27 protein-coding genes are annotated in these 21276 nt (G+C 60.2%); 12 read left to right on the top strand and 15 right to left on the bottom strand.

Annotated elements, in window-relative coordinates:
- Positions 1-264 precede the first annotated feature (264 nt).
- From ACW9HX_RS15140 to fae, 4 genes are all read right to left on the bottom strand, one after another.
- Positions 265-1629 (bottom strand): MFS transporter, encoded by a 1365-nt coding sequence (locus ACW9HX_RS15140; protein ID WP_457381247.1) that lies wholly within the window; start codon positions 1627-1629, stop codon positions 265-267.
- A 164-nt stretch (positions 1630-1793) separates the two neighbouring features.
- Complete coding sequence (locus tag ACW9HX_RS15135; protein WP_457381246.1) at positions 1794-3227, bottom strand: NAD-dependent succinate-semialdehyde dehydrogenase; 1434 nt, start codon at positions 3225-3227, stop codon at positions 1794-1796.
- Positions 3224-4258 (bottom strand): aldo/keto reductase, encoded by a 1035-nt coding sequence (locus ACW9HX_RS15130; RefSeq protein WP_457381245.1) that lies wholly within the window; start codon positions 4256-4258, stop codon positions 3224-3226. The genes ACW9HX_RS15135 and ACW9HX_RS15130 overlap by 4 nt, the downstream gene beginning before the upstream one ends.
- Positions 4259-4268: 10 nt before the next feature.
- The gene (gene fae, locus ACW9HX_RS15125) at positions 4269-4781 is read right to left on the bottom strand and encodes a formaldehyde-activating enzyme (protein WP_457381244.1); all 513 of its coding nucleotides are present in this window, start codon (positions 4779-4781) and stop codon (positions 4269-4271) included.
- Positions 4782-4896: 115 nt separating this feature from the next.
- Here fae and ACW9HX_RS15120 point away from each other — a divergent pair, with 115 nt between their 5' ends.
- Positions 4897-5178 carry a hypothetical protein gene (locus ACW9HX_RS15120; RefSeq protein ID WP_457381243.1) on the top strand — a complete coding sequence of 94 codons (282 nt, stop codon included), beginning with the start codon at positions 4897-4899 and terminating at the stop codon, positions 5176-5178.
- A 79-nt stretch (positions 5179-5257) separates the two neighbouring features.
- Here the strand turns inward: ACW9HX_RS15120 and ACW9HX_RS15115 are convergent, their stop codons facing one another.
- Entirely contained in the window at positions 5258-5593 is a 336-nt protein-coding gene (locus tag ACW9HX_RS15115; RefSeq protein ID WP_457381242.1) for a hypothetical protein, read from the bottom strand.
- A gap of 228 nt (positions 5594-5821) precedes the next feature.
- Between ACW9HX_RS15115 and ACW9HX_RS15110 the strand changes: the two genes are divergently transcribed.
- Entirely contained in the window at positions 5822-6061 is a 240-nt protein-coding gene (locus ACW9HX_RS15110; protein ID WP_065259780.1) for a hypothetical protein, read from the top strand.
- 51 nt (positions 6062-6112) lie between these two features.
- On the opposite strand, the gene ACW9HX_RS15105 is transcribed toward ACW9HX_RS15110, so the two are convergent.
- Positions 6113-6301: a DUF2188 domain-containing protein gene (locus ACW9HX_RS15105; protein WP_457381241.1), complete on the bottom strand. Its 189-nt coding sequence runs from the start codon at positions 6299-6301 to the stop codon at positions 6113-6115.
- A gap of 220 nt (positions 6302-6521) precedes the next feature.
- Between ACW9HX_RS15105 and ACW9HX_RS15100 the strand changes: the two genes are divergently transcribed.
- Positions 6522-6884 carry an NUDIX hydrolase gene (locus ACW9HX_RS15100; RefSeq protein WP_457381240.1) on the top strand — a complete coding sequence of 121 codons (363 nt, stop codon included), beginning with the start codon at positions 6522-6524 and terminating at the stop codon, positions 6882-6884.
- Position 6885: 1 nt separating this feature from the next.
- Here ACW9HX_RS15100 and ACW9HX_RS15095 read toward each other — a convergent pair whose 3' ends face one another.
- The 3 genes from ACW9HX_RS15095 to ACW9HX_RS15085 all read right to left on the bottom strand — a co-directional run bounded on the left by ACW9HX_RS15095 (position 6886) and on the right by ACW9HX_RS15085 (position 9232).
- Positions 6886-7128 carry a DUF1652 domain-containing protein gene (locus ACW9HX_RS15095; protein ID WP_457381239.1) on the bottom strand — a complete coding sequence of 81 codons (243 nt, stop codon included), beginning with the start codon at positions 7126-7128 and terminating at the stop codon, positions 6886-6888.
- 123 nt (positions 7129-7251) lie between these two features.
- Positions 7252-8151: a polysaccharide deacetylase family protein gene (locus ACW9HX_RS15090; RefSeq protein ID WP_457381238.1), complete on the bottom strand. Its 900-nt coding sequence runs from the start codon at positions 8149-8151 to the stop codon at positions 7252-7254.
- 133 nt (positions 8152-8284) lie between these two features.
- The gene (locus ACW9HX_RS15085) at positions 8285-9232 is read right to left on the bottom strand and encodes an ABC transporter substrate-binding protein (protein ID WP_457381237.1); all 948 of its coding nucleotides are present in this window, start codon (positions 9230-9232) and stop codon (positions 8285-8287) included.
- 294 nt (positions 9233-9526) lie between these two features.
- Here ACW9HX_RS15085 and ACW9HX_RS15080 point away from each other — a divergent pair, with 294 nt between their 5' ends.
- From ACW9HX_RS15080 to ACW9HX_RS15065, 4 genes are all read left to right on the top strand, one after another.
- On the top strand, positions 9527-10513 hold the full coding sequence (locus tag ACW9HX_RS15080) for an aliphatic sulfonate ABC transporter substrate-binding protein (RefSeq protein WP_457381236.1): 987 nt from the start codon (positions 9527-9529) through the stop codon (positions 10511-10513).
- Positions 10514-10574: 61 nt separating this feature from the next.
- Positions 10575-11414, top strand: coding sequence for an ABC transporter permease (locus ACW9HX_RS15075; protein ID WP_457381235.1), 840 nt, complete (start codon positions 10575-10577; stop codon positions 11412-11414).
- A 51-nt stretch (positions 11415-11465) separates the two neighbouring features.
- Complete coding sequence (locus ACW9HX_RS15070) at positions 11466-12146, top strand: SOS response-associated peptidase family protein (RefSeq protein ID WP_457381234.1); 681 nt, start codon at positions 11466-11468, stop codon at positions 12144-12146.
- A 289-nt stretch (positions 12147-12435) separates the two neighbouring features.
- Positions 12436-12708 carry a hypothetical protein gene (locus tag ACW9HX_RS15065; RefSeq protein ID WP_457381233.1) on the top strand — a complete coding sequence of 91 codons (273 nt, stop codon included), beginning with the start codon at positions 12436-12438 and terminating at the stop codon, positions 12706-12708.
- Positions 12709-12754: 46 nt separating this feature from the next.
- Here the strand turns inward: ACW9HX_RS15065 and ACW9HX_RS15060 are convergent, their stop codons facing one another.
- The 3 genes from ACW9HX_RS15060 to ACW9HX_RS15050 are packed head-to-tail and all read right to left on the bottom strand — an operon-like array spanning position 12755 to position 13968.
- Positions 12755-12901, bottom strand: coding sequence for a hypothetical protein (locus tag ACW9HX_RS15060; RefSeq protein WP_457381232.1), 147 nt, complete (start codon positions 12899-12901; stop codon positions 12755-12757).
- 57 nt (positions 12902-12958) lie between these two features.
- Positions 12959-13270 carry an AzlD domain-containing protein gene (locus tag ACW9HX_RS15055; protein ID WP_164872179.1) on the bottom strand — a complete coding sequence of 104 codons (312 nt, stop codon included), beginning with the start codon at positions 13268-13270 and terminating at the stop codon, positions 12959-12961.
- Positions 13270-13968, bottom strand: coding sequence for an AzlC family ABC transporter permease (locus ACW9HX_RS15050; protein WP_457381231.1), 699 nt, complete (start codon positions 13966-13968; stop codon positions 13270-13272). The genes ACW9HX_RS15055 and ACW9HX_RS15050 overlap by 1 nt, the downstream gene beginning before the upstream one ends.
- Positions 13969-14121: 153 nt before the next feature.
- Between ACW9HX_RS15050 and ACW9HX_RS15045 the strand changes: the two genes are divergently transcribed.
- Positions 14122-14508 (top strand): DUF2784 domain-containing protein, encoded by a 387-nt coding sequence (locus ACW9HX_RS15045; RefSeq protein WP_457381230.1) that lies wholly within the window; start codon positions 14122-14124, stop codon positions 14506-14508.
- On the opposite strand, the gene ACW9HX_RS15040 is transcribed toward ACW9HX_RS15045, so the two are convergent.
- The gene (locus tag ACW9HX_RS15040) at positions 14505-15026 is read right to left on the bottom strand and encodes a DUF3087 domain-containing protein (RefSeq protein WP_457381229.1); all 522 of its coding nucleotides are present in this window, start codon (positions 15024-15026) and stop codon (positions 14505-14507) included. The genes ACW9HX_RS15045 and ACW9HX_RS15040 overlap by 4 nt on opposite strands.
- 210 nt (positions 15027-15236) lie before the next feature.
- Between ACW9HX_RS15040 and ppnN the strand changes: the two genes are divergently transcribed.
- From ppnN to ACW9HX_RS15025, 3 genes are all read left to right on the top strand, one after another.
- The gene (ppnN, locus tag ACW9HX_RS15035; protein WP_007950520.1) at positions 15237-16610 is read left to right on the top strand and encodes a nucleotide 5'-monophosphate nucleosidase PpnN; all 1374 of its coding nucleotides are present in this window, start codon (positions 15237-15239) and stop codon (positions 16608-16610) included.
- A gap of 165 nt (positions 16611-16775) precedes the next feature.
- Positions 16776-17510 (top strand): substrate-binding periplasmic protein, encoded by a 735-nt coding sequence (locus ACW9HX_RS15030; RefSeq protein ID WP_457381228.1) that lies wholly within the window; start codon positions 16776-16778, stop codon positions 17508-17510.
- 107 nt (positions 17511-17617) lie between these two features.
- A complete protein-coding gene (locus ACW9HX_RS15025) occupies positions 17618-17839 on the top strand; it encodes a hypothetical protein (RefSeq protein WP_457381227.1) in 222 nt (73 codons plus the stop codon).
- Here ACW9HX_RS15025 and ACW9HX_RS15020 read toward each other — a convergent pair.
- Entirely contained in the window at positions 17833-19251 is a 1419-nt protein-coding gene (locus ACW9HX_RS15020; RefSeq protein WP_457381226.1) for an FAD/NAD(P)-binding protein, read from the bottom strand. The two genes, ACW9HX_RS15025 and ACW9HX_RS15020, sit on opposite strands and share 7 nt — an antisense overlap.
- 329 nt (positions 19252-19580) lie before the next feature.
- The gene (locus ACW9HX_RS15015) at positions 19581-20144 is read right to left on the bottom strand and encodes a helix-turn-helix domain-containing protein (protein ID WP_457381225.1); all 564 of its coding nucleotides are present in this window, start codon (positions 20142-20144) and stop codon (positions 19581-19583) included.
- 85 nt (positions 20145-20229) lie between these two features.
- Here ACW9HX_RS15015 and ACW9HX_RS15010 point away from each other — a divergent pair, with 85 nt between their 5' ends.
- On the top strand, positions 20230-21168 hold the full coding sequence (locus ACW9HX_RS15010; RefSeq protein WP_457381224.1) for a DMT family transporter: 939 nt from the start codon (positions 20230-20232) through the stop codon (positions 21166-21168).
- Positions 21169-21276 lie beyond the last annotated feature (108 nt).

The raw sequence follows: 21276 nt of genomic DNA, 5'->3' as shown, positions 1-21276 counted from the left end.
AACGGATTTGAAAACCGTCCACCATGTCTCCGAACATGTGTCCACCATGTCTCCGGTACATACACCCGGAGGGAGAGGGGACTGACCGAGTTGTCTGACGCCCTACATCGACCTGAAGAACCGAGTCGATTACGGATTCACCGCAAGTCTTTCACGTCGGCGTAACTCTCCAATATCCCCGGATCGGTCCCCTCTCCCTCCGGGAGAGGGTTAGGGTGAGGGGTGGCTCTGAGGCACAACGCATCAATACCGCCCCCATCGACTTCAGATCGGCGAAGCCACCTTGACGACAGAACCAACCGCCCCCTCCACCGGACTCTGCGCCTTGCACGCCTGACTCAACGTCAACGACTTGGTCTCCGGCGCCCATGCCCAGGACAGCAGCGCACCTATCGCCAAAATCGCCGCCAGAATGCCCATGGTCGGGCTCAACCCAATCCCCGCCACACTCACCGGCAACAGGAACGTACTGACCGCCGAACCCAGACGACTGACAGCCGTCGCCAGACCAATCCCGCTGGCCCGTACTTCCGTCGGGAAACTTTCCGCCGGGAACACGCCCACCAGATTGCTCACCGCCGACAGCACCAGCGTGAACACGCCGAACACCAGCACCATCAGCCACGCCGCGCTGCCCGGCAATACCGCCAGCAGAAACAACGCCACCGCCAGAATGATGAACGAGTTGATCAGGAAGCCCCGTCTGGTGAATTTGATCGTGCACCAGATACCGATCAACGCGCCGAGGATCAGCAGCATGTTGAGCATCAGCTCGGTGCCGAAACCTTCAGCCAGGCCCATCTTCTGCAGGATCGACGGCAGGAAGGTGTAGATGGCGAAGTACGGCATGACGATGCAGACGAAGAACAGGCAGTTGAACGCTGTACGCTTGCGGTACTCGGGGCTGAACAGCACCGCGTAGCCCGAACGGGTTTCCGTGGATTGGGTCTCGTCCAGTTCGACGTTGTCGCCCAGATGTTTTTTGACGATGACCCGCGCTTCCGCCACTCGGCCCTGATTGACCAGCCAGCGCGGCGATTCCGGCGTGCCGATTCGGGCGATCAGAATCAACGCGGCCGGGATCGCCGACGACGCCAGCATCCAGCGCCAGGCATCGTCACCAAGGCTGAGCATGGCGGTGCCGACGAAGGTCGCCGCGACGTAGCCGAAGGTCCAGATCACACTGAACGAACCCAGCAACACACCGCGATGTTTCTTCGGTGCGAACTCGGCGAGCATCGCGTGACCGACGCTGAAATCCCCACCCAGGCCGATGCCGATCAGCACCCGACAAAGGAACAGGCTCATGGCAGTCTCGACGTAGAACTGCATCACCGAAGCAATCGTGATCAGCACGAAACTGACCAGAAAGATTTTCTGCCGGCCGACTTTGTCCGAGATCCAGCCGAAAAACAGACTGCCGAGAAACAGACCGATCAGCGCCGATGCGCCGATCAGGCCCTGCCAGAATGCATCGAGCTGCATCTGCGGACTGAGCAAGGTGAACGCGATACCGATCAGGCCAAGGATGTAGCCGTCGGTGAAGTGCGCGCCGAAGGTCAGGCCGGCGATCTTGATGTGAAAACGCCCGATGGGCAGGTCATCGATCTTTACGGATTGAGCGGACATGTTCGTCTCCAATTGTTGTTATTGACGGAGAAACGGAAAGCTCTTACTGGTTGTTTGTGGGATCGGGCTTGCCCGCGAAGGCGGTGTATCAGTCAACATTTGTTCCAGCTGATCCACCGTTTTCGCGGGCAAGCCCGCTCCCACATGGAGATCTCAGTGACGGTTCAGAGACCGCCCATCAACAGGTATTTGATCTCCAGATAGTCATCCAGACCGTACTTCGAACCTTCACGCCCAAGGCCCGATTCCTTGATGCCACCGAACGGCGCCACCTCCGTGGAGATGATCCCTTCGTTGATGCCGACCATCCCGGCTTCCAGCCCTTCGGCCATGCGCCAGACGCGGCCGATGTCGCGGCTGTAGAAATACGCCGACAGACCGAACGGCGTGTCGTTGGCCCGCGCCAGCACTTCGGCTTCGTCCTTGAAGCGGAAGCACGCGGCCACCGGGCCGAAGGTTTCGTCCTGGGCAATCAGCATGTCGCTGTTGGCTTCGGTGAGGATGGTCGGCTCGTAGAACGTGCCACCCAAGGCATGACGACGACCGCCGCACAACAGCGTGGCGCCCTTCTCCAGCGCATCGCTGACGTGAGCTTCGACTTTGGCCAGCGCAGCGGCGTTGATCAGCGGACCCTGCTCGGTCTCCCCGTCCAGCGCACTGCCCACGCGCATCGCCGCCACGGCTTCGGCGAGTTTGCCGGTGAAGGCTTCGTAGACGCCGTCCTGAATGAAGAAGCGGTTGACGCACACACAGGTCTGCCCGGTGTTGCGGAATTTCGAGGCCATCGCGCCTTTCACGGCCGCATCGATGTCGGCATCGTCGAAGACAATGAACGGCGCGTTGCCGCCCAGCTCCAGCGAGACCTTTTTCAGGGTGTCGGCGGCCTGGCGCATCAGCAGTTTGCCGGTGCGGGTCGAGCCGGTGAACGACAGTTTGCGCACGACGCTGGACGCTTGCAGCGCACCGCCGATGGCCACCGCGTCGCCGGAGACAATGTTGAACACGCCCGCCGGAATCCCGGCCTGTTCGGCCAGCACTGCCAGGGCGAACGCCGACAGCGGGGTTTCTTCCGAGGGTTTGAGGATCATTGTGCAACCCGCCGCCAGCGCCGGGCCGACCTTGCGGGTGACCATCGCCAGCGGGAAATTCCACGGGGTAATCGCCGCGACCACGCCGATGGCTTCCTTGGTCACGATGATCCGCGCATCGGCCTTGTGGCTCGGGATCACATCGCCGTAGGCGCGCTTGGCTTCTTCACCAAACCATTCGAGAAAACTGGCGGCGTAGACCACTTCGCCCTTGGCTTCGGCCAGCGGTTTGCCCTGCTCACGGCTGAGCAAGGTCGCCAGTTCCTGCTGGTTGGCGAGCATCAGATCGCTCCAGCGTTTCAGGCGCTGACTGCGCTCCTTGGCAGTGAGCTTGCGCCAGGCCGGCAAGGCACGATTGGCGGCCTCGATGGCGAGGTTGGTTTCCTCGGCACCGGCCTTTTGCACGTCGGCAATCAACTCGCCATTGGCCGGGTTGCGCACTGAATAAGTCGCGCCACCCGAACCCCACTGGCCGTCAATGAAGTTGCCGTGACGGATCAATTCGCTCATGCCACCGCCCCCTGCACCATGAAGCGTTCCAGCCCCGGACGGGCCGTGCGCAGGATGCGTTTGCCGGCGGTGTAATCGTTGATCACGTCGCACGGGGTGTAGTTGCGTTCCAGTTCATGCAGCTCTTCGGCGTCGAGCCTGGTCTCCAGAGCGGCCAGTGCGCTGTCGAACTGTGCGGTGGTGTCGGCGCCGACCAGCATGCAGTCCACGCCCGGATGATTTGCGACCCAGGCCTGGGCGATCTGCGCATTCGACACGCCACGAGCACGGGCCACGCGCTGCACCGAATGAGCGATCTCGAACGAGGCTTCGTCGCTGTACATCTGCTGGGTGAAGAAGTCGGTCTGGTTGCGGGTCGATTGCACGTCACCGGTCAACAGGCCACGGGCCAGCGGACTGAACACCGACACACCGATGCCCTGATCGCGGCAGAACGGAATCATCTCGCGCTCTTCTTCGCGGTAGGCGCAGTTCAGTTGCAGCTGCATGTTGATCGGCTTGACCCAACCGTTGCGCTCGCAGGCCATGAGGATCTTCGCCAAATGACCGGTGAGCATGGTCGAGACACCGATGTAGCGCGCCTTGCCGGAACGCACGATGTCGTTCAGTGCGCTCATGGTTTCTTCGACCGGGGTGTTCACATCAAAGTAATGCAGCATGAACACGTCGACGTAATCCATGTCCAGACGCTTCAGCGAGGCATCGATGCTGTCCATGATGTGCTTGCGCGAATGACCGCTGGCGTTGATGCCGCTGCGGGTGCCGTAGCCGACCTTGGTGGTGATCACCAGGTCTTCGCGACGGGCCAGACGCTTGACGATGCGCCCCACCACTTCTTCGCCGACACCGGCGGAATAAAAGTCCGCCAGGTCGATGAAGTTCACACCGTTGTTCAGGGCGTGAGCGACGATCGGCTCGCTTTGTTTTTCATTGAAGATCCACGGTTTCCAGTCCGGGGTGCCCATGTTCATGGTGCCCAGGCACAGGCGGGAAACTTGCAGGCCGGAGTTGCCCAAACGGATGTATTGCATGGCGCGGACCTCAGGCTTTTGGCGTGTAGAAAGGGTTGCTGATGTGGTTGACCACATCTTTGAGCTGCGCGGTTTCCGGCTTGCCGGTCAGGGCGGCGCGGATCGCGGTGCGGCAGGCGTTGTAGTTGTTCAGGTAGACCGCATCGAGGTCATCGCAGGCCGGGTTGACCCAGTTGGCAGTGACGATCGCCCATTCGTCTTCGGCTTCCGGTGGCAGCGTGCCGTCGAGCAGTGCTTCAAGCACAGCCTTGGCGATCCCGGCCTGGGAAGCGCCCCAGGTTGCGTTGCCGTGCAGGTCGCCGCTTATGGCAGCTTTGTTGACGTACAGGGTCATCGGCTTGACCGGAATGTTCGGCTGGGCGATCACCATGAACGGGCAATGGCCCTGGCTCGGCGACGCCAGGCTGTTGGCAAATGCCTGCCCCGCCGGGCCGTTGCGCGGGCCGATCAGGATATTGATGTGCGCGGCGTTCACGCCCGGGCCTTCGAAACCTTCACCGATGTACAGGTCGAGTTCTTTCATCAGTCATTACTCTTTGCGATGCAGAGGGATTTTGGGGGGATCGACAGCTCACGCCGGCCGGATGGCCAACGGGATCAATAACGGACATGGGGAGACGCGAAGGAAGAATCGGGACATGGCTGCAAACGCTCTCTGGTTGTTATTGATGAGCTGTGTTTGCGATTTTTTAACACCGGGTATCGGGCCACCCGTAACCATTAAAAATCATGGGGCAATGACTTTTAGTCATAGCCTTGATGCAGGTAAAAAAGGGCAGGCGAAAAAAATCCCGCTCGGGAGCGGGATTTTCGAACTGCGCCGATTACGCGACGACCGGAATCATCGGATCCGCAGCCGCCAGCGCGATGGCGCGGTCAGCGGCCGGCGGCTCGGGCATCCCGCTCACCGACATCACTGACTGAGCAATGGCGTCAGCCAGGCAAAAAAAAGCAGAAACCGCTCACACGGTTTCTGCTTTTTTCATTTCGGTACTGCCCTCAGAGGCAATCACGCACCGATTTACGCAGCGAGCCGGACTTGGCCCAAGGCGGCCCCTGGTACAGCGACACACGGCTGCCGTCCTTGTACTTGACGATATCGAGAATTTCGTCAGCGGTGACGATGCTCGGCGCCTTGATCCTGTAACCGTTGGAAATCGAAATCTGCGAGGTCTTGGGAATATCCTGCTGCCACAGTGGCAACACACATGCGGCATAGTCCTTGGGAGCCTTGCCGCTGATCTTGCTGAAGTTCGGTTCGCCCGGCACCAGTGATGCCGGCAATGAGCAACCGGCCAACGCTGCCATCAACAGGCCCCCGATCAACATCCGCATATTGAATCCTTCATTTTAAAAAAAGCGAATTTACCTTTTAACTGTTCGAACATCCATCGTGGCGCAATGCTTTGACCCCGAAAACCGGGCTCTGCGGCGCCACATCAGACAATCGCTCCGACCAACGGCAGCTTGTTCGCGCCCGTTCAGCTCACTGAGCAGAACCACTTGCCTTGCTTGCGGAAAATGCGGCTACTATTTTCTACCGAGAATGTTCCGGAGGTGATCATGCGGCTCAATGAATACGAACACGAACTTCAACGTGACCTGCAAAGCGTGGCGTCGGACCTGAGATGGTCGGCGGTAGATCTCAAGCGCATCGCCGAGCAGTTACGCAAATCCGGTAACGAGGCAGATGCGCAAACCGTGCTCAGGTCCTGCGAGGTGCTGCAAAGCGATGAAGAACGCCTGCAACTCTATGCCAGGGAAGTGAAGGCCCGTGCCATCAGTCGAACGAAAGTCCACTGACACCCACAACAAAAAGCCCCGGACAATCCGGGGCTTTTTCAGTGCAGGCCTTCAGCCTGTCTTGCGGCCATGCGTGCGGCTCTTGTAACCCGGAAGTGCAGCGGCATACGCCAGCGCTTCCTCCCGGCTGGCGAAAGACGCCAGTCGATCACCCAGCGTGCAGACCCGCCACGGGCCATTGTTCACGCTGAGTACGTCGTAGCCGTTCATGTGCATTCTGTTCAGTATCGCCATGCTCATAGGCACCTCCTGTCGACTATCGATAGTCCAACTGCACTTTTTTACCTTACACCGGCTTCAATGCCTTGTGCCGACCAGACGTCGTCCCGCTTCGGCGTCAAGTGTCTGGCACTTTTGCGCGTTTCGACCACTCAGACATCACCAGCGCCTCTAAACCAGGGCACGGCTTGAATATTGCATTTTCATGACCGATTTATGACAACCGGCAATCGGGTAACAAATGAAAGTACGTGCAACCATCATCTGCGAGCAGGATCGACACATTCTCCTGGTGCGCAAACCCCGATGCCGCTGGAACCTGCCGGGCGGCAAGGTCGAGCCCGGCGAGACCAGGACTGACGCCGCGACCCGTGAACTTGAAGAAGAAACCGGCCTGCTCGCCGATGGCATGCTGTATCTGATGGACTTGGAAGCAGGCAGCACGCGCCACCATGTCTACGAAGCGTCGGTGCTGAATATTGATGAAGTAAGGCCACAGAACGAAATCGTCGATTGCATCTGGCATCCGCTGGACTCGGTGCAGAACCTGAGCGTCAGTGACGCAACACTGCAAATCGTCCGCGCCTTTCAGCGCCGACTCTGAGCTAACCGGCGAACGCCCGGCGCCCGGCACTCATTTCAGTGCGCAACTCACCGATGAAGTTGGAGATGTCACGAATGGTGACCAGATGCTCCGGCGACACGCCGTTGAGCAGCAAATCGACACGCCCGCTGCCGGGCTCATAAACCTTGATCTGCAACAGCCCCTGCCCCGTTTCCGTGCAGTCACAGTAAAGTGGCGAAAAGCCGGATTCGACGATGCGGCAAATGTCGGCAATGGCAAGCATGGGCGGACGCCTCGCAGGCGATGGATCGGTCGATCGATTCAGCATAGATGAGCTTTTTCGACCTTGCGCGACCGTCCGATCGCCGAAAATGCCAACCGCTTCACATCTTTTGCGCGACAACGATCAGTTGGCGTCGCGGCCCCAGATCCAGTTCCAGATCCCCGGCAGTTGCACCGGATCCGAGCTTTTCTGAACTGTTCGCGCCAGTGCCGCTTTCTCCAGCATGGCGTGATCGTCGTAGAACGGTTTATCGGCCAGGCGCACACCGGTAGCCGCAGCGCTGTCGAGCAGGATCTGCAGATACTCGCGGGCATGCCGCGCGGTGTAGCGGTTGAGATCATGGAACGTCACCACCACCGGAATCACCCCGTCTACCGTCGGCAACTCGCCGAGGGCGATCCGTTCGCGCACTTCCGACAGCTGACGCAACATGTTGGCGCGGCGTCTGGGGCTGCCATTGAAGCCCCAGATCTTGCCGTCGTTGGCGCTCAGGTCGGTGAGCAATACATGCAGGCCATGTAACTGATAGGCCGCGAACGTACGCTTGTCGTAATTCCAGAATGGCGGGCGCAACAGTACCGTTGGCGCGCCGGTGATCGCTGCGATGTCCGCCGTGCCGTTGCTCAGTGACGTTTCGAGCTCTTGCGGATCGAGCGATCGGTGATTGGTGTGCCAGTGCGTGGCGGTATGAAAACCCAGAATGTGCCCTTCATCGTGCTCGCGATGCATGATCCGCCGGCCGATCTCGCTGTTGCCGGCCCTCGGCGCGCGGGTCTGGACGAAAAACACGGCTTTTATATTGGGCTGCAACGTGTTGTCTTTCAGGCTGTCGAGCACGGTTTCTGTGGGGTTGTAGAAACTCGAAGCGCTAGGGCCGTCATCGAAGGTCAGCAGAAACTTCACCGGCGCCTGCGCATCCAGGCGCGATCGGGTTTGCGCGGTCAATTCGATGGGAGCGGCAATGCAACCGGCCAGCCCGGTGATGATGGACGCAGCGCAGAAAAGCTTGAACCAGAGTTTCATGTTTTGCCTTGAGCCCGACCGTTGCGGTCACGTTGTCGATTGGCAAAACTCCCTCGCCGCTGCTGCCTCCCTGCGGCCCACCGTAATGGGCCGAGGTTGGATAAAGATAACAGGGTTTTGTTCCGGTGCTCACTCAGTGCGCCAGCGCCTGCTGAAACGAGGTGTCGATGATACCCGCTGTGGTCAGCGGAGCCGGCAGCGCCTTGACCTTGAAAAGGAAATCCGCGGTGCCTTGAAGGTCGGCAGCGGCTTGCTGGTCCACCGGGCCGACCGTCATGTGCGCCTGGCGCAGCCAGTGCCGTGAGACTTCCTGATCGAGATTGGCTTTCTTCGCCCACAGATCCGCGTATTCGTCGGTGTGGCTGTCAACCCACGCCCGGGCCTGTTTCAGGCGCCCGAGAAAATCGGCGATCGCCTCACGCTTGTTGTCGATGGACGGCGCGGAAGCGGCGATGGCGCTCAAGCCCGGCATCAGGTTTTTCGCGGTCAGTATCGGTCGCGCACCGGAGAACACGATCTGCTGGGAAATGTACGGTTCCCACACCGGGAAGGCATCGATGCTGCCCTGAGGCAACGCGGCCGCCGCATCGATCGGCATCAGCTTGACGAATTCCACGTAGTTCTCCGGCAGGCCACCCTGCTCCAGCGCTCGCAGGGTCAACTGCTGGCTCCAGGCGCCCGGCCAGTAGGCGACTTTCTTGCCTTTCAGATCCTCGATGGTTTTCACCGGCGAATCCTTGGGCACCAACAGAGCAATGGTGTCCGGGTTCTGCCGCGACACGCCGATCAGTTTCACCGGCGCCTGTTTCGCGGCGAGGAACAGAAAGCCCGAATCACCGAGAAAGCCCAGGTCCAGCGAGCCGGTCTGCAACGCTTCAGCCAGCGGTGCGGCGGCCTGGAAGTGTTTCCAGTCGACAGTGTAAGGCGCGTCCTTCAAGACGCCGGACGCTTCTACCGAGGCGCGGATGTTGTAGTAATTCTGGTCTCCGACGTGCAGTACCACAGGTTCGGCTGCGTAGGTCAAAGGCGTGGCAAACAATGCGCTGGTCAACGCGGCGCGTAGGAAACGGGAGAGCTTCATGGCGAGTCCTGCAAAGGGGATTTTTTATAGACCATAGCGCTCTTACAAAACTGATTTGAAATTCGATTAGCGCATAAGCTCAGTACTGACGATGAGTGCTGTTTGTCTGGCAACAGTGGCCCGGCACAGTGTTTTCCTGGCAACAGTTCAAAACGCAAAACCCCTCTCAACCCCCCCAAAAAACGGGCCTTAGGGCATATGGCACAGAGCCTGCAATATTCCATTCATGCAGGAAGCATTCGATAAAAATATCTTTTTGGACATAAGAATCTGTTGCCTTGCCGGAGCGTGCCCATGAAATCCCGCTTACCGTTTTCCCGCGTCAAAACGCTGCTCGCGGCCTGCGCGGTGGCCCTGAGCCTGCAACCGCTCGCCCACGCCGCCGAAACGCCGCCCGCCGAAGTTCATCTGGACTATGCCTATTACTCCCCCGTCAGCCTGGCGCTCAAGCACTTGGGTTATCTGGAAAAGGCCCTGCCCCAGAGCAAGGTCAGTTGGGTCTTGAGCCAAGGCAGCAACCGCTCGCTGGAATACCTCAACAGCGGCGGCGTGGATTTCGCCTCGTCGGCCAGCCTCGCTGCGGTGCTGAGCCGTGCCAACGGCAGCCCGATCAAATCGGTGTACGTTTACAGCCGCGCCGAATGGACCGCGCTGGTGGTGCGCAAAGACTCGCCGTATCAGACCGTCGCCGATCTCAAGGGCAAAAAAATCGCCGCCACCAAAGGCACCGACCCGTACCTGTTCACCCTGCGCAGCCTGCAACAGGCAGGCCTGAAAAAGGACGACGTGGAACTGGTACACCTGCAACACCCGGACGGCCGCACCGCGCTGGAGAAAGGCGATGTCGACGCCTGGGCCGGCCTCGATCCGCACATGGCCGCCAGCCAGGTGCAAGCCGGTTCACGCCTGCTGTACCGCAATCGCGACTTCAACAGCTACGGCGTGGTCAGCGTCACCGAGCAATACGCCAAGGAACACCCGCAAACCATCGAAACGGTGATCAAGGCCTACGAACAGGCCCGCGAGTGGTCGGTGAAGAACCCGGACGAACTGGCACAACTGCTCGCCAGCGAATCCGGCCTGCCGCTGGATGTGGCCAGGCTGCAACTGTCGCGCACCGACCTGAGCAGCCCGCAACTCACCGCCAGGGACGTGCTCGCCTCGAAAGCCGCCGCGCCGATTCTGGTCTCCGAAGAACTGGTGCGCCGTGGGGTGAATGTCGATCAGGTGATCGATCAATTGATCGACACCGGTTTCCAGCAAGTCGCCGCCGCCCAGTAACCGATCAGGCTCACGACAAATCCGCGCCCGTCGCGGATTTGTCGTGAGCGGAGAACCGCCCATGAGCAACGACCTGCCCGCCCGCCTCGCCGTGCCGGCACCACGCCGAAAACCCTCGCCGTTGAATCCGATCTGGCGGCGACGCCTTAAAGGCCTGGCCCTGCCACTGCTGATGGTGATCGCCCTGGAATTCATCGTACGCATCGGCTGGCTGCCGTCCTATCAGATGCCCGCGCCGAGCGAGATCGCCCTGACCCTCACTGACCTGGCCGAAGGCGCCTTGTGGAAACACATCGGTGCCAGTCTGATCCGCGTGCTGATCGGGTTTGCCATCGGCGCGATTCTGGCGCTGGTGTTTGCCGCATGGGTCGGTCTCAGCCGCGAGGCCGAGGCTTATCTCGAACCGACCTTCGCCGCCCTGCGCTCGATCCCGAGCCTGGCCTGGGTGCCGCTGTTGCTGCTCTGGCTGGGCATCGACGAGACCTCGAAAATCGTCCTGATTGCCATCGGCGCGTTTTTCCCCGTGTACATCAACGTGGTCGCGGCGATCCGCAACATAGACCGCAAACTGGTGGAAGTCGGGCACATCTATGGTTTCAGTCCGCTGCAACTGGTGCGACGGATTCTGCTACCCGCCGCCCTGCCCGGCCTGTTCACCGGGCTGCGCAGCGGCATGAGCCTGGCGTGGATGTTTCTGGTGGCGGCCGAACTGATCGCGGCGACCAAGGGCCTGGGCTACCTGTTGAGTGACGGGCGCGAAACCTCGCGACCAGACATCGTGCTGGCGGCGATCATCGTTTTGGCGTTGCTGGGCAAACTCAGCGACGGCCTGCTCGCCACGCTCGAACGCCGCTGGCTGGCCTGGCGTGACACCTTCACCGGTCAGGGCAGCAAGGACTGATCCGCACAACTAAGCTGAACCTTCAGGCAGTGTTCGCCGGAGGTTCGGCCAATGTGCGGAAGACTTTCGCAGTACCGGGGCATCCACGATTTCGTTGCGGTGCTGAGCATTCCCGATGCGCTGATCAATCACGTCGGCGACGCACCGCTCGCGCACTACAACGCGGCACCCACGACTGCGCTGGCTATTCTTCATCAACACGAACAGCGCTTGTACGCCGATAACCTGCGCTGGGGCTGGCGCCCGCACTGGGCTGCTAATCGCGCTGCGCCGATCAATGCGCGGGTCGAAAAAGTTGTGCATGGCCCGTTCTTTCGTGCGATCTGGCGTCATCGTTTGATCGTGCCGGTCGACAACTGGTTTGAGTGGGTCGACGGGCCAGACAAGAGCCGCCAACCCTGGTTGATCCATCGGGTCGATCACCAACCGGTTTTCTGCGCCGCCATCGGGCAGTTCCCGACACCCGATGCGCAATCCAGGGAAGACGACGGTTTCGTGATCATCACCGCCGACAGCGAAGGCGGCCTGCTCGATCTGCATGATCGTCGGCCCATCGTGTTGTCCGCAGAAGGGGCGCGGGAATGGCTTGACCCCGACACGCCCGTGGAGCGCGCCGAGCAACTATTGCTGTTCGAAGGGTTGGGCAGCGAGACGTTCGAATGGCACAAAGTCGGCAAAGCGGTGGGCAACTCCCGCAATCAGGGTGCGGAGTTGATAGAAGTGGTGGAGTAAATATCGTCCGGGTAACACGTCTGCCAAATAGTCGGAAGACACACATCAAATCAAGATCACGGAGTAAGTGAGAACCGTTCGTTACAGTCAGTGTTTCAATCTCGAAACATTCATTGAATCGGTCGTTTGATTAAAACCAACCGCCTGTCTGACATTTCAATCGTCATACATACATTTAGTAACACTACAGATAGCATGCGCGCCGCATTTCCTATTGGCATACCAGTTGACCAAAGAGTCAAGAAACCGGGAATACCCTACAAACTTACAAGCCTTGCAGAGAACTAAGTTGCGCGACGATTTTGCAATCAAACAGGCCAACGGCCTGGAGTGTATTTATCTGTCCATGACAGAACGCTTTCAACTCGACTGTTTTATCGCCCACTACATAAAGACTCGAAACCTGCGTGACGTACCCGAGATCGACCGCATCCTGCGCACCACCCTCGATAGCTATCCCTGCCACCCGCCGGTGATGGTCAACGAGCTCAATGCTTGGATCGACAAGACCTTGGGTTATCGGGCCGCACACCCCGATTTCACACAGATGGACGATCTTTGACGAAACGAAAAAGCCCCGCAATCGCGGGGCTTTTTCGTTGTGGCGTTCAGGGTTTCAGCGGGCGTTCCTGGTCGCGATCGGACAACTCGCGGCTGTCATCATGCTTCCAGGTCTGCTCCTTGTGTTTCTCCCGCTCGATCTCTTCTTCGCTCGGTTCTTCATCTTCCTGGGGACGTTTCTGCTCGGTTGCCATGTTCACCTCGCTGTCATAAGTCATCCTTACAGCGTAGAACAGATTCAGACAGGCAACTTACAACCACCAGCGCAACAAAAAGAAGAACGCCATGCTCAATAGCATGCTAAGCAACGTATTACGCGTGTAAATCACCAATCCGATCGCCACTAACGAACTCAGCAAATAGGGATTGTCCCACTGCAGATTCAGCTGTTTATCCGGCATGAACACGATCGGCCCGCAAATCGCGGTCAACATTCCCGGTACGGCGAAACCCAGAAATTGCCGTGCATTACTGCTCAAACGCACCGGCAAGCGCGGTTCGAGAAAAACATAGCGGTTGAGGAACACCAGAATCCCCATGCCGAAAATCACTGCCCAGACCATCACGTGCGCTCCCGATACAGCTTGTTGAAAATAAACCCTGCGGTCATTCCCGCCAAGCCTGACAGCACCAGCGCCGAACCCCACTGCCAATAGCTGAACAGCACCGAACAGAACAGCGACACCGCCACGCAAACCACGGTCGGCACGTTGCGCACCACCGGGGTGATCAGCGCGATGAAGGTGGCGGCAATCGAGAAGTCCAGCCCCAGGTGTTCAAGCCCCGGAATGCTGCTGCCGAGCACGATGCCGGCCAGGGTGAAGAGGTTCCAGGCGATGTAGAACGTCAGGCCGACACCGAGGGCATACCAGCGATTGAACTGCTGGCGATCATGCTGGCTGGTCAGGGCGAACAGTTCGTCGGTGAGCAAAAAGCCCAGGCCGATGCGCCAGCGACCCGGCAACGGCGAAATCACATGGCGCATGCTCATGCCGTAGAGCAAATGCTGCGACGTCAGCAGCAGCGTGGTCAGCAGAATCGAAAAGATCCCGGCACCGCCCTTGAGCATGCCGATTGCCACCAGTTGCGCAGCGCCGGCAAATACGATGCTCGACAGGCCTTGCCCTTGCAGTGGCGTGAGGTTGGCTTCGATCGCCATGGAGCCGGCCAGCAGCCCCCACGGCGCGGTCGCCAGGGATAACGGCATGATCGCCGCGGCTCCGCGAAGAAAGGCACTGCGCGGCATTAATGAGTCAGACATAACGCTCTTCAACCGTGAGACAAGACCCGGACTCTGCCAGTAAAGGCGCTTTGCAGGCTTGAACAATCTTGCGCAGTTGCAAGAAATCGCCCAGCCGCGAGCCGCCGACCGGCGTACCATTGCAGCCATTCACATTTGCGTCAGGGAGACGACATGCTGTATCGAATTGCCGCCGACGGGCTGGTGCTGTTTCACCTTTCGTTCATTCTGTTCGTGCTGTTTGGCGGGCTATTGGTGCTCAAGTGGCACCGTGTGGCCTGGCTGCATCTGCCCGCCGCGACCTGGGGCGTAATGGTCGAGGTGTTGCACCTGACCTGCCCGCTGACCTACTGGGAAAACCTGATGCGTCACGCTGCCGGGCAAACCGAGTATGCCGGCGGTTTCATCGAGCATTACGTCTGGCCGATCATCTACCCGGCAGGGCTGACCCCGCAGATTCAGCTGGCACTGGGCAGCGTGGTGCTGGTGATCAACCTGCTGGTGTACGGGCGTCTGATCCGCCAGTGGCAACTGCGCCGCGCCGCACGTATTCCGCTCTAACGCGACTTCAAGGCTTCCAGCCAGGCCGGATCGAGGCGCGTCTGATCGGCATCCAGACCAAGCGCCTCCATCCGCGCCTTGTGCGCCTCGACTTCCCGATGCAATTGCGCATGATCGCTGGAGTTTCCGTCCAGTTCATGCATCTGCGTCAGTCCGAGGTGATAGAAGCGCAACACCTTCATCGCCACCGGATCGCCCTTCTCGACCGCCGCTGTCACTTGATGCATGACGTTGGTCACGCTCATCAGGCTGCGTTTGAGCCGCCAGCCGTACACCGCCGGGGCCATCCAGGTCTGGTTCCAGAAACGCCCGCGCAACAACGCCGCCGTCAACAGAAATGCGCCGAACACCCCGCCGACATTGAACCGCAGGTTATCCCCGCCCGGCTCGCCGAACAGCGCCACCGCCACAGTCGAAAACGCCATCGCCAACACCAGAAACAGCACCGCGATGATCAGCGTGCTGCGCCGGGTCTGCTGGCGATAAGTGATGGCATCGATCGGTTGAATCTCGAACATCGCGACAGGCTTCCATGGCTTGAGTTAAAAAGAGGCTGCGCATTATCGCCTCTGAGGCGGATTTAGCTATGCTGGAGCGCCTTTTCATCTTTTCAACGTCCAACGGGGACATGGCGATACCACGCAGATCGTGCCATCTTCATTCATGGATACACACTATTCGGATGCCATTGGCCATGCCGGCAATGACATCGTTTTAAGGATCACTGCATGACCCAACGACACGTAATCAATGCCTCGGTCAGCCCAAAAGGCAGCCTGGAAACCCTTTCTCAACGTGAAGTTCAGCAACTGAGCCAGGCCGGAACCGGCAGCACCTACACCCTCTTCCGCCAGTGCGCCCTGGCCATCCTCAATACCGGCGCCCATGTCGACAACGCAAAAACCATCCTGGAAGCCTACAAAGACTTCGAAATCCGCATCCATCAACAGGATCGCGGCGTGCGCCTGGAACTGCTGAACGCCCCGGCCGACGCCTTCGTCGACGGTGAAATGATCGCCAGCACCCGGGAAATGCTGTTCAGCGCCCTGCGCGACATCGTCTACACCGAAAACGAACTCGATGCCCTGAGCATCGACCTCAGCACCTCCCAGGGCATCAGCGACTACGTCTTCCACCTGTTGCGCAACGCACGCACCCTGCGCCCGGGCGTCGAGCCGAAAATCGTCGTGTGCTGGGGCGGCCACTCGATCAACACCGAAGAATACAAATACACCAAGAAGGTCGGCCACGAACTCGGCCTGCGAAGCCTCGACATCTGCACCGGCTGCGGTCCCGGCGTGATGAAAGGCCCGATGAAAGGCGCGACCATCGCCCACGCCAAGCAACGGATTCATGGCGGCCGCTATCTGGGCCTGACCGAGCCGGGCATCATCGCCGCCGAAGCGCCGAACCCGATCGTCAATGAGCTGGTGATCCTGCCGGACATCGAAAAACGCCTCGAAGCCTTCGTGCGCGTCGGTCACGGCATCATCATCTTCCCGGGCGGCGCCGGCACCGCCGAAGAGTTCCTGTACCTGCTGGGCATCCTGATGCACCCGGATAACGCCGGCCTGCCGTTCCCGGTGATCCTGACCGGGCCGAAACATGCCGCGCCGTACCTGGAGCAACTCGACGCCTTCGTCACCGCCACCCTCGGCGAAGCGGCGAAAAAGCACTACGAAATCATCATCGACGACCCGGCCGAAGTGGCGCGGCAGATGACCGCGGGCCTCAAGGCCGTGAAGCAGTTCCGCCGCGAACGTGCCGACGCGTTCCACTTCAACTGGCTGCTGAAGATTGACGAAGGCTTCCAGCGCCCGTTCGACCCGACCCACGAAAACATGGCCAACCTCAAGCTGCATCGCGACCAGCCTCCGCATGAATTGGCGGCCAACCTGCGCCGCGCGTTCTCCGGGATCGTCGCCGGCAACGTCAAGGACAAGGGCATTCGCCTGATCGAGGAACACGGGCCGTACCAGATCCGTGGCGACGCCGCGATCATGCAGCCGCTCGATCTGCTGCTCAAGGCCTTCGTCGCCCAGCACCGGATGAAACTGCCGGGTGGCGCGGCGTATGTGCCGTGCTATCGCGTGGTTTCCTGACAGCACTCGATGCCGTTTGCCCATGAGGGAGTGAACGCACTCCCTCATGGCGCATCGACACTACCGAACCGCCCTGTTCTCTGACACAAAAGCCCCGCTGATTCCCCACGACAGCCGTCATGTGGGCGTACTAAGCTGGGCGATTGATTTGTTCAGGGACGATCCATGAAACGTTTTGCCGCCTGCCTGTTGTCTTTTCTGGCCCTGACGGCCAATGCGGCAGATCTGCAACTGCTCACCGACAACCATCCTCCGCTGCATTTCCTTCAAGGCAATCAGTTGGTGGGTTTCGGTGTGGAGGTGGTGCAAGCCCTGGCGGCGCAGACCGGTGATCGCATTCATCTGCAACAAGTACCGCTGCTGCGCGCCCTGCGCATGGCCAGCGATACCCCGGACACCGGCGTGTTCACCGTCCTGCGCACCGATGCACGCGATGACAGCTACCAATGGGTCGGACCGCTGATCGAAGTCGAAACCGCGCTGTACGCCCATGACAACCTCCAGCCACCGGTGCGCAGCCTGCGCGAGGCCGATCACCTGGGTCGGATCACCGTGCCGCGCAAATGGCTGGTCTACAGCTACCTGCAAGAGCAAGACCTGAACAACCTCTATGGCGTGGAAACCCCGGAACAGATGATGCGTCTGTTCAGTCTTGGGCGGACCGACTTCGTGGTCTCCGACACCCTGTCCAGTGCCTCCCTCGCCCGCGAACAAGGTATGGAGCCGGGGCGCCTGCAGTACCAGATGCCGTTGATGAAGCAGGACACCTACATCGCGTTCTCCCGCCAGACTGATCCGAAGCAAGTCGCACGCTGGCAGCAGGCACTGGATACGCTGCGCGCCGACGGTCGCCTGGAGAAAATGCGCCAGCGCTGGCTGAGCAACACCCTGCCGCGCTGATCACGCATCAACGCCTTTGATAACAACTATCTGAAAAGGTGTTTTTTCTTCTGGCGCTCATGGTCATAAAGTGGCGGTCATCTTCTTTCCACTTTCTGGTGCACCCCATGAAAGACTTCATCGCCCTCGGGTTCATCGTCGCGCTGATCGGCGCCACCTCCGCGATTGCCAACGCCCACGGCAACGGGCACGTCGTTGCAATGAACAGCGTCGGCCAATCCGGCACGTTGAACGTTGACACTGTCGGCCTTGGCAGCGAATCCACGGGCAGCCTGGAGCAGACGCTCTACGTTGCGCAGAACGCCTCCGAGTACGGTTACGACTATTGAGCCACCAGCCGCGCTGCCAAGGCCTTGGCCTGCGACGCCACATCGGTCACTGCCGTACTTTCCCACCACATCCCTCGCAGTGGCGGGCCCATCGCGAACAGTCTTTGTGACACTTTTCCCTGCGCATCCAGCACCGCACCGTCCACCGCCGCCGCAATCCCCAATGCCAAGGGCCCTGGTTGTACCAGCCCACGGGCCAGCAATTGCTGCGGCAAGGGCCGGTCGACCCGGCGCCAGTCGTATTCGATACCGCTGGAATTGATCAGCGCCGCGCCTTGTACCACACGCGTTTCACTCTCGCCCCGACGACGGATGCGAATGCCGACACCACCACCCGACACCGGCTCAAGGCCTTTAAAGGAAGCGGCATGAACGCGCAGCCGCCCTTCGCGGTGCAGACGCTCGACCAATTCCGCACTCAGCGGCGGTGATCGATGGTGATGGCTTTCCCACCACGGCCGCACATGCCGCACGAATTGCCGGCGCTGCACATCGCTCGCCTGGCTCCACAACCGACCGATGTGCGCACGCACGGTGTCCAGTGGCGCCTGCCAGTCGATTCCTTGTGCGATGGCGTCGCGGCAATGACGACGCAGCTCACGCAATAACTGGCGTGGCGTGCGGATGCTGTGATCTTCGGCGAGGAAATCCGCCCACGCGGGCGGCTGCCGACGCACATGGGGCAGCAGCCCGTGCCGGGAAAACACCTCGATCGGCCCGCGATGCCCGGCCTGCTCAAGCGACACCACGGCATCGACCATGGTCAGGCCGGAGCCGATGATCAGCACCGTGGATTGCGGATCGAGCTGGCGCATGGCCGCGACATCCCACGGATCCAGTGCCGCCGCGTTGAGGCCGCTGGACTCCTTTTGCGGTGTACGGGCAGCCGGGAACATCCCGGTCGCCAGCACGGCAAAAGCGCCGTGCAGTTGCTGGCCGTCACTCAAGGTGAGCTGCACGGAATCGCTGGAGGCCTGAACATCGACCACTTCGGCCCGTACATGCTCGACTGTCGAACCGTGTTGCGCGCCCACCTGCTGCGCTTCGGTCAGACGCTGTTGCACGTACACGCCGAACAGCCCCCGTGGCGGAAACAGCTCGCTGACCGGCACATGTTGCTGATCCGACTCCGGCCAGCCACCGCCGGCAATGTGCTCGGTCAGCCATTGGGTCAGGTCATCGGCATTGTCCGGATCGACGCTCATCCGCGCGGCGTTACCGTTGAGCGTGTGGCCCAACTCGGTGGCGCTGTACGCTTCGCCCCGGCCCAGTTCGGCACGGGGCTCGATCACCAGAATCTGTCGCCGCCCTGGCAGGCGCAGCAGTTGCACTGCGAGCATCGCGCCACTGAGGCCGCCGCCGACAATCAGGATGTCGGCGTGACGCAGGGCGGTCGTATCGGTTTGAGTCATGCTGTTCTCGCAGCTGAGGATATGCTCGGGCCAGTGTCATTCAGACGCCGCGAAGGCGTCTAGACGGACGCCAATTTTTTACATGCCGTTGCGACTCGCAGCGCGCTTCATGTTCAGTCTGGCTTGCTGGCCGCTGTTCCGGACCTTGATCAGATTTTCGAGGGTCGACAGGCGCTGGCCGAAAAGTGGTTCCCGGATGTTCCAGAACCTTCAGCCGAAGTCGCTCATAAATATATTTTCAATACTATCAATTACTTGAGATAAAAACCTAAAGCGATCTGCAAGCAGCATTCAGCAAAACTGTCTATCCGCTGTGGGCGCCGCGACAGTCAGATCACCACATTGCGCACGAACCGCGCCGCAACTTCGCCGTCATTGCGATAGGTGTGCGGCTGGTTGCTCGCGAACATGAAAAACTCACCGGCGGCGATGTGCTGGGGTTGATCGCCAAGCATCAGCGTCAGGCAGCCTTCGAACACAAAGATCTGCTCGCTCCAGCCTTCGGCGTCCGGCTGGGAGGGATAGACCTCTCCGGGTTGCAGGCACCATTCCCACTGCTCCACCGCGCGGGTGGCGTTGGCCTTGGATAGCAAGACGGCTTTGCTGCCGGGGATGCTGCCGGCCCAGGCCAGTTCGTTGATACGGCCGGGGTCGCGATTGTCCGGCGCCTGGATCAGATCGCTGAACGCGACTCCCAGAGCTTCGGCCACTCGATCGAGGGTGGTCAGGCTGACATTCTTTTCGCCGGCTTCGATGGCCACCAGCATGCGCCGGCTGACCCCGGACTTTTCCGCCAGGGTGGCCTGGCTCATGTCGGCGGCGTGGCGCAGCCGTCTCACGTTCTGGCTGACGTGTTGCAGGACCGAAGCCCGTTGAACAGAATCTTTGTGCACTATATTGCTCACTGGCTGGGGTTGGGCAGTATACTGCGCAACATTTGGCGCATTGTGCGTCGCCTCCTTAAAAGTGCGCAAGGTCATGACGTCAGCCAACTCCCCCCAAACTCCCCTGCGGTTTTCCCGGTTCAGCAAAGCCGAGTGCGTGCTGGTGCTGATCACCATGCTTTGGGGTGGCACCTTTTTGCTGGTACAACACGCCATGACCGTCAGCGGCCCGATGTTTTTCGTCGGTCTGCGCTTTGCTGCAGCGGCGAGCATCGTCGCGTTGTTCTCGTGGAAGCACCTGCGTGAGCTGACCTTTTTCGAACTCAAGGCCGGCGCCTTCATCGGCGTGGCGATCATGCTCGGTTATGGCTTGCAGACCGTGGGTTTGCAGAGCATTCCGAGCAGTCAATCGGCGTTCATCACGGCCTTGTACGTGCCGTTCGTGCCACTGCTGCAATGGCTGGTGCTGGGCCGACGTCCGGGTTTGATGCCGAGCATCGGGATCATGCTGGCGTTTACCGGGTTGATGCTGCTGTCGGGGCCGTCCGGCGCTTCGTTGAATTTCAGTCCCGGTGAAATCGCCACACTCATCAGCGCCATCGCAATAGCGGCCGAGATCATCCTGATCAGCAACTTTGCCGGACAGGTCGATGTGCGCCGGGTAACCGTGGTGCAACTGGCGGTGACCTCGGCGCTGTCGTTTTTGATGGTGGTGCCGACCGGTGAAGCGATTCCGGATTTCTCGTGGATACTGCTGAGCACCGCCTTGGGACTGGGCGCAATGAGCGCAGCGATTCAGGTGGCGATGAACTGGGCGCAGAAAAGTGTATCGCCGACCCGTGCGACCTTGATCTACGCCGGTGAACCGGTGTGGGCCGGGATCGTCGGTCGTATCGCGGGAGAGCGTCTGCCAGCGATTGCATTGGTGGGTGCGGGGCTGATTGTGGCAGCGGTGATCGTCAGCGAGTTGAAGACCAAGGGCAAAACCACTTCTGACCTCGAAGAAGATCTGAGCCGCGAAACCGAGCATTGATCCAACCCACGCTCCGGCGTGGGTTCGCGCAATTCCCCTCCCTGAAACAATGTGAACCAAACAATTTCCGGCTACTTTGTAGGATTCAGAGACATCCTCGCGTTTGGC

It is taken from the genome of Pseudomonas sp. SDO52101_S400, assembly GCF_054071635.1.
Note: the sequence above shows the minus strand (reverse complement) of the source record. Positions and strands in the feature narration are given on the sequence as shown.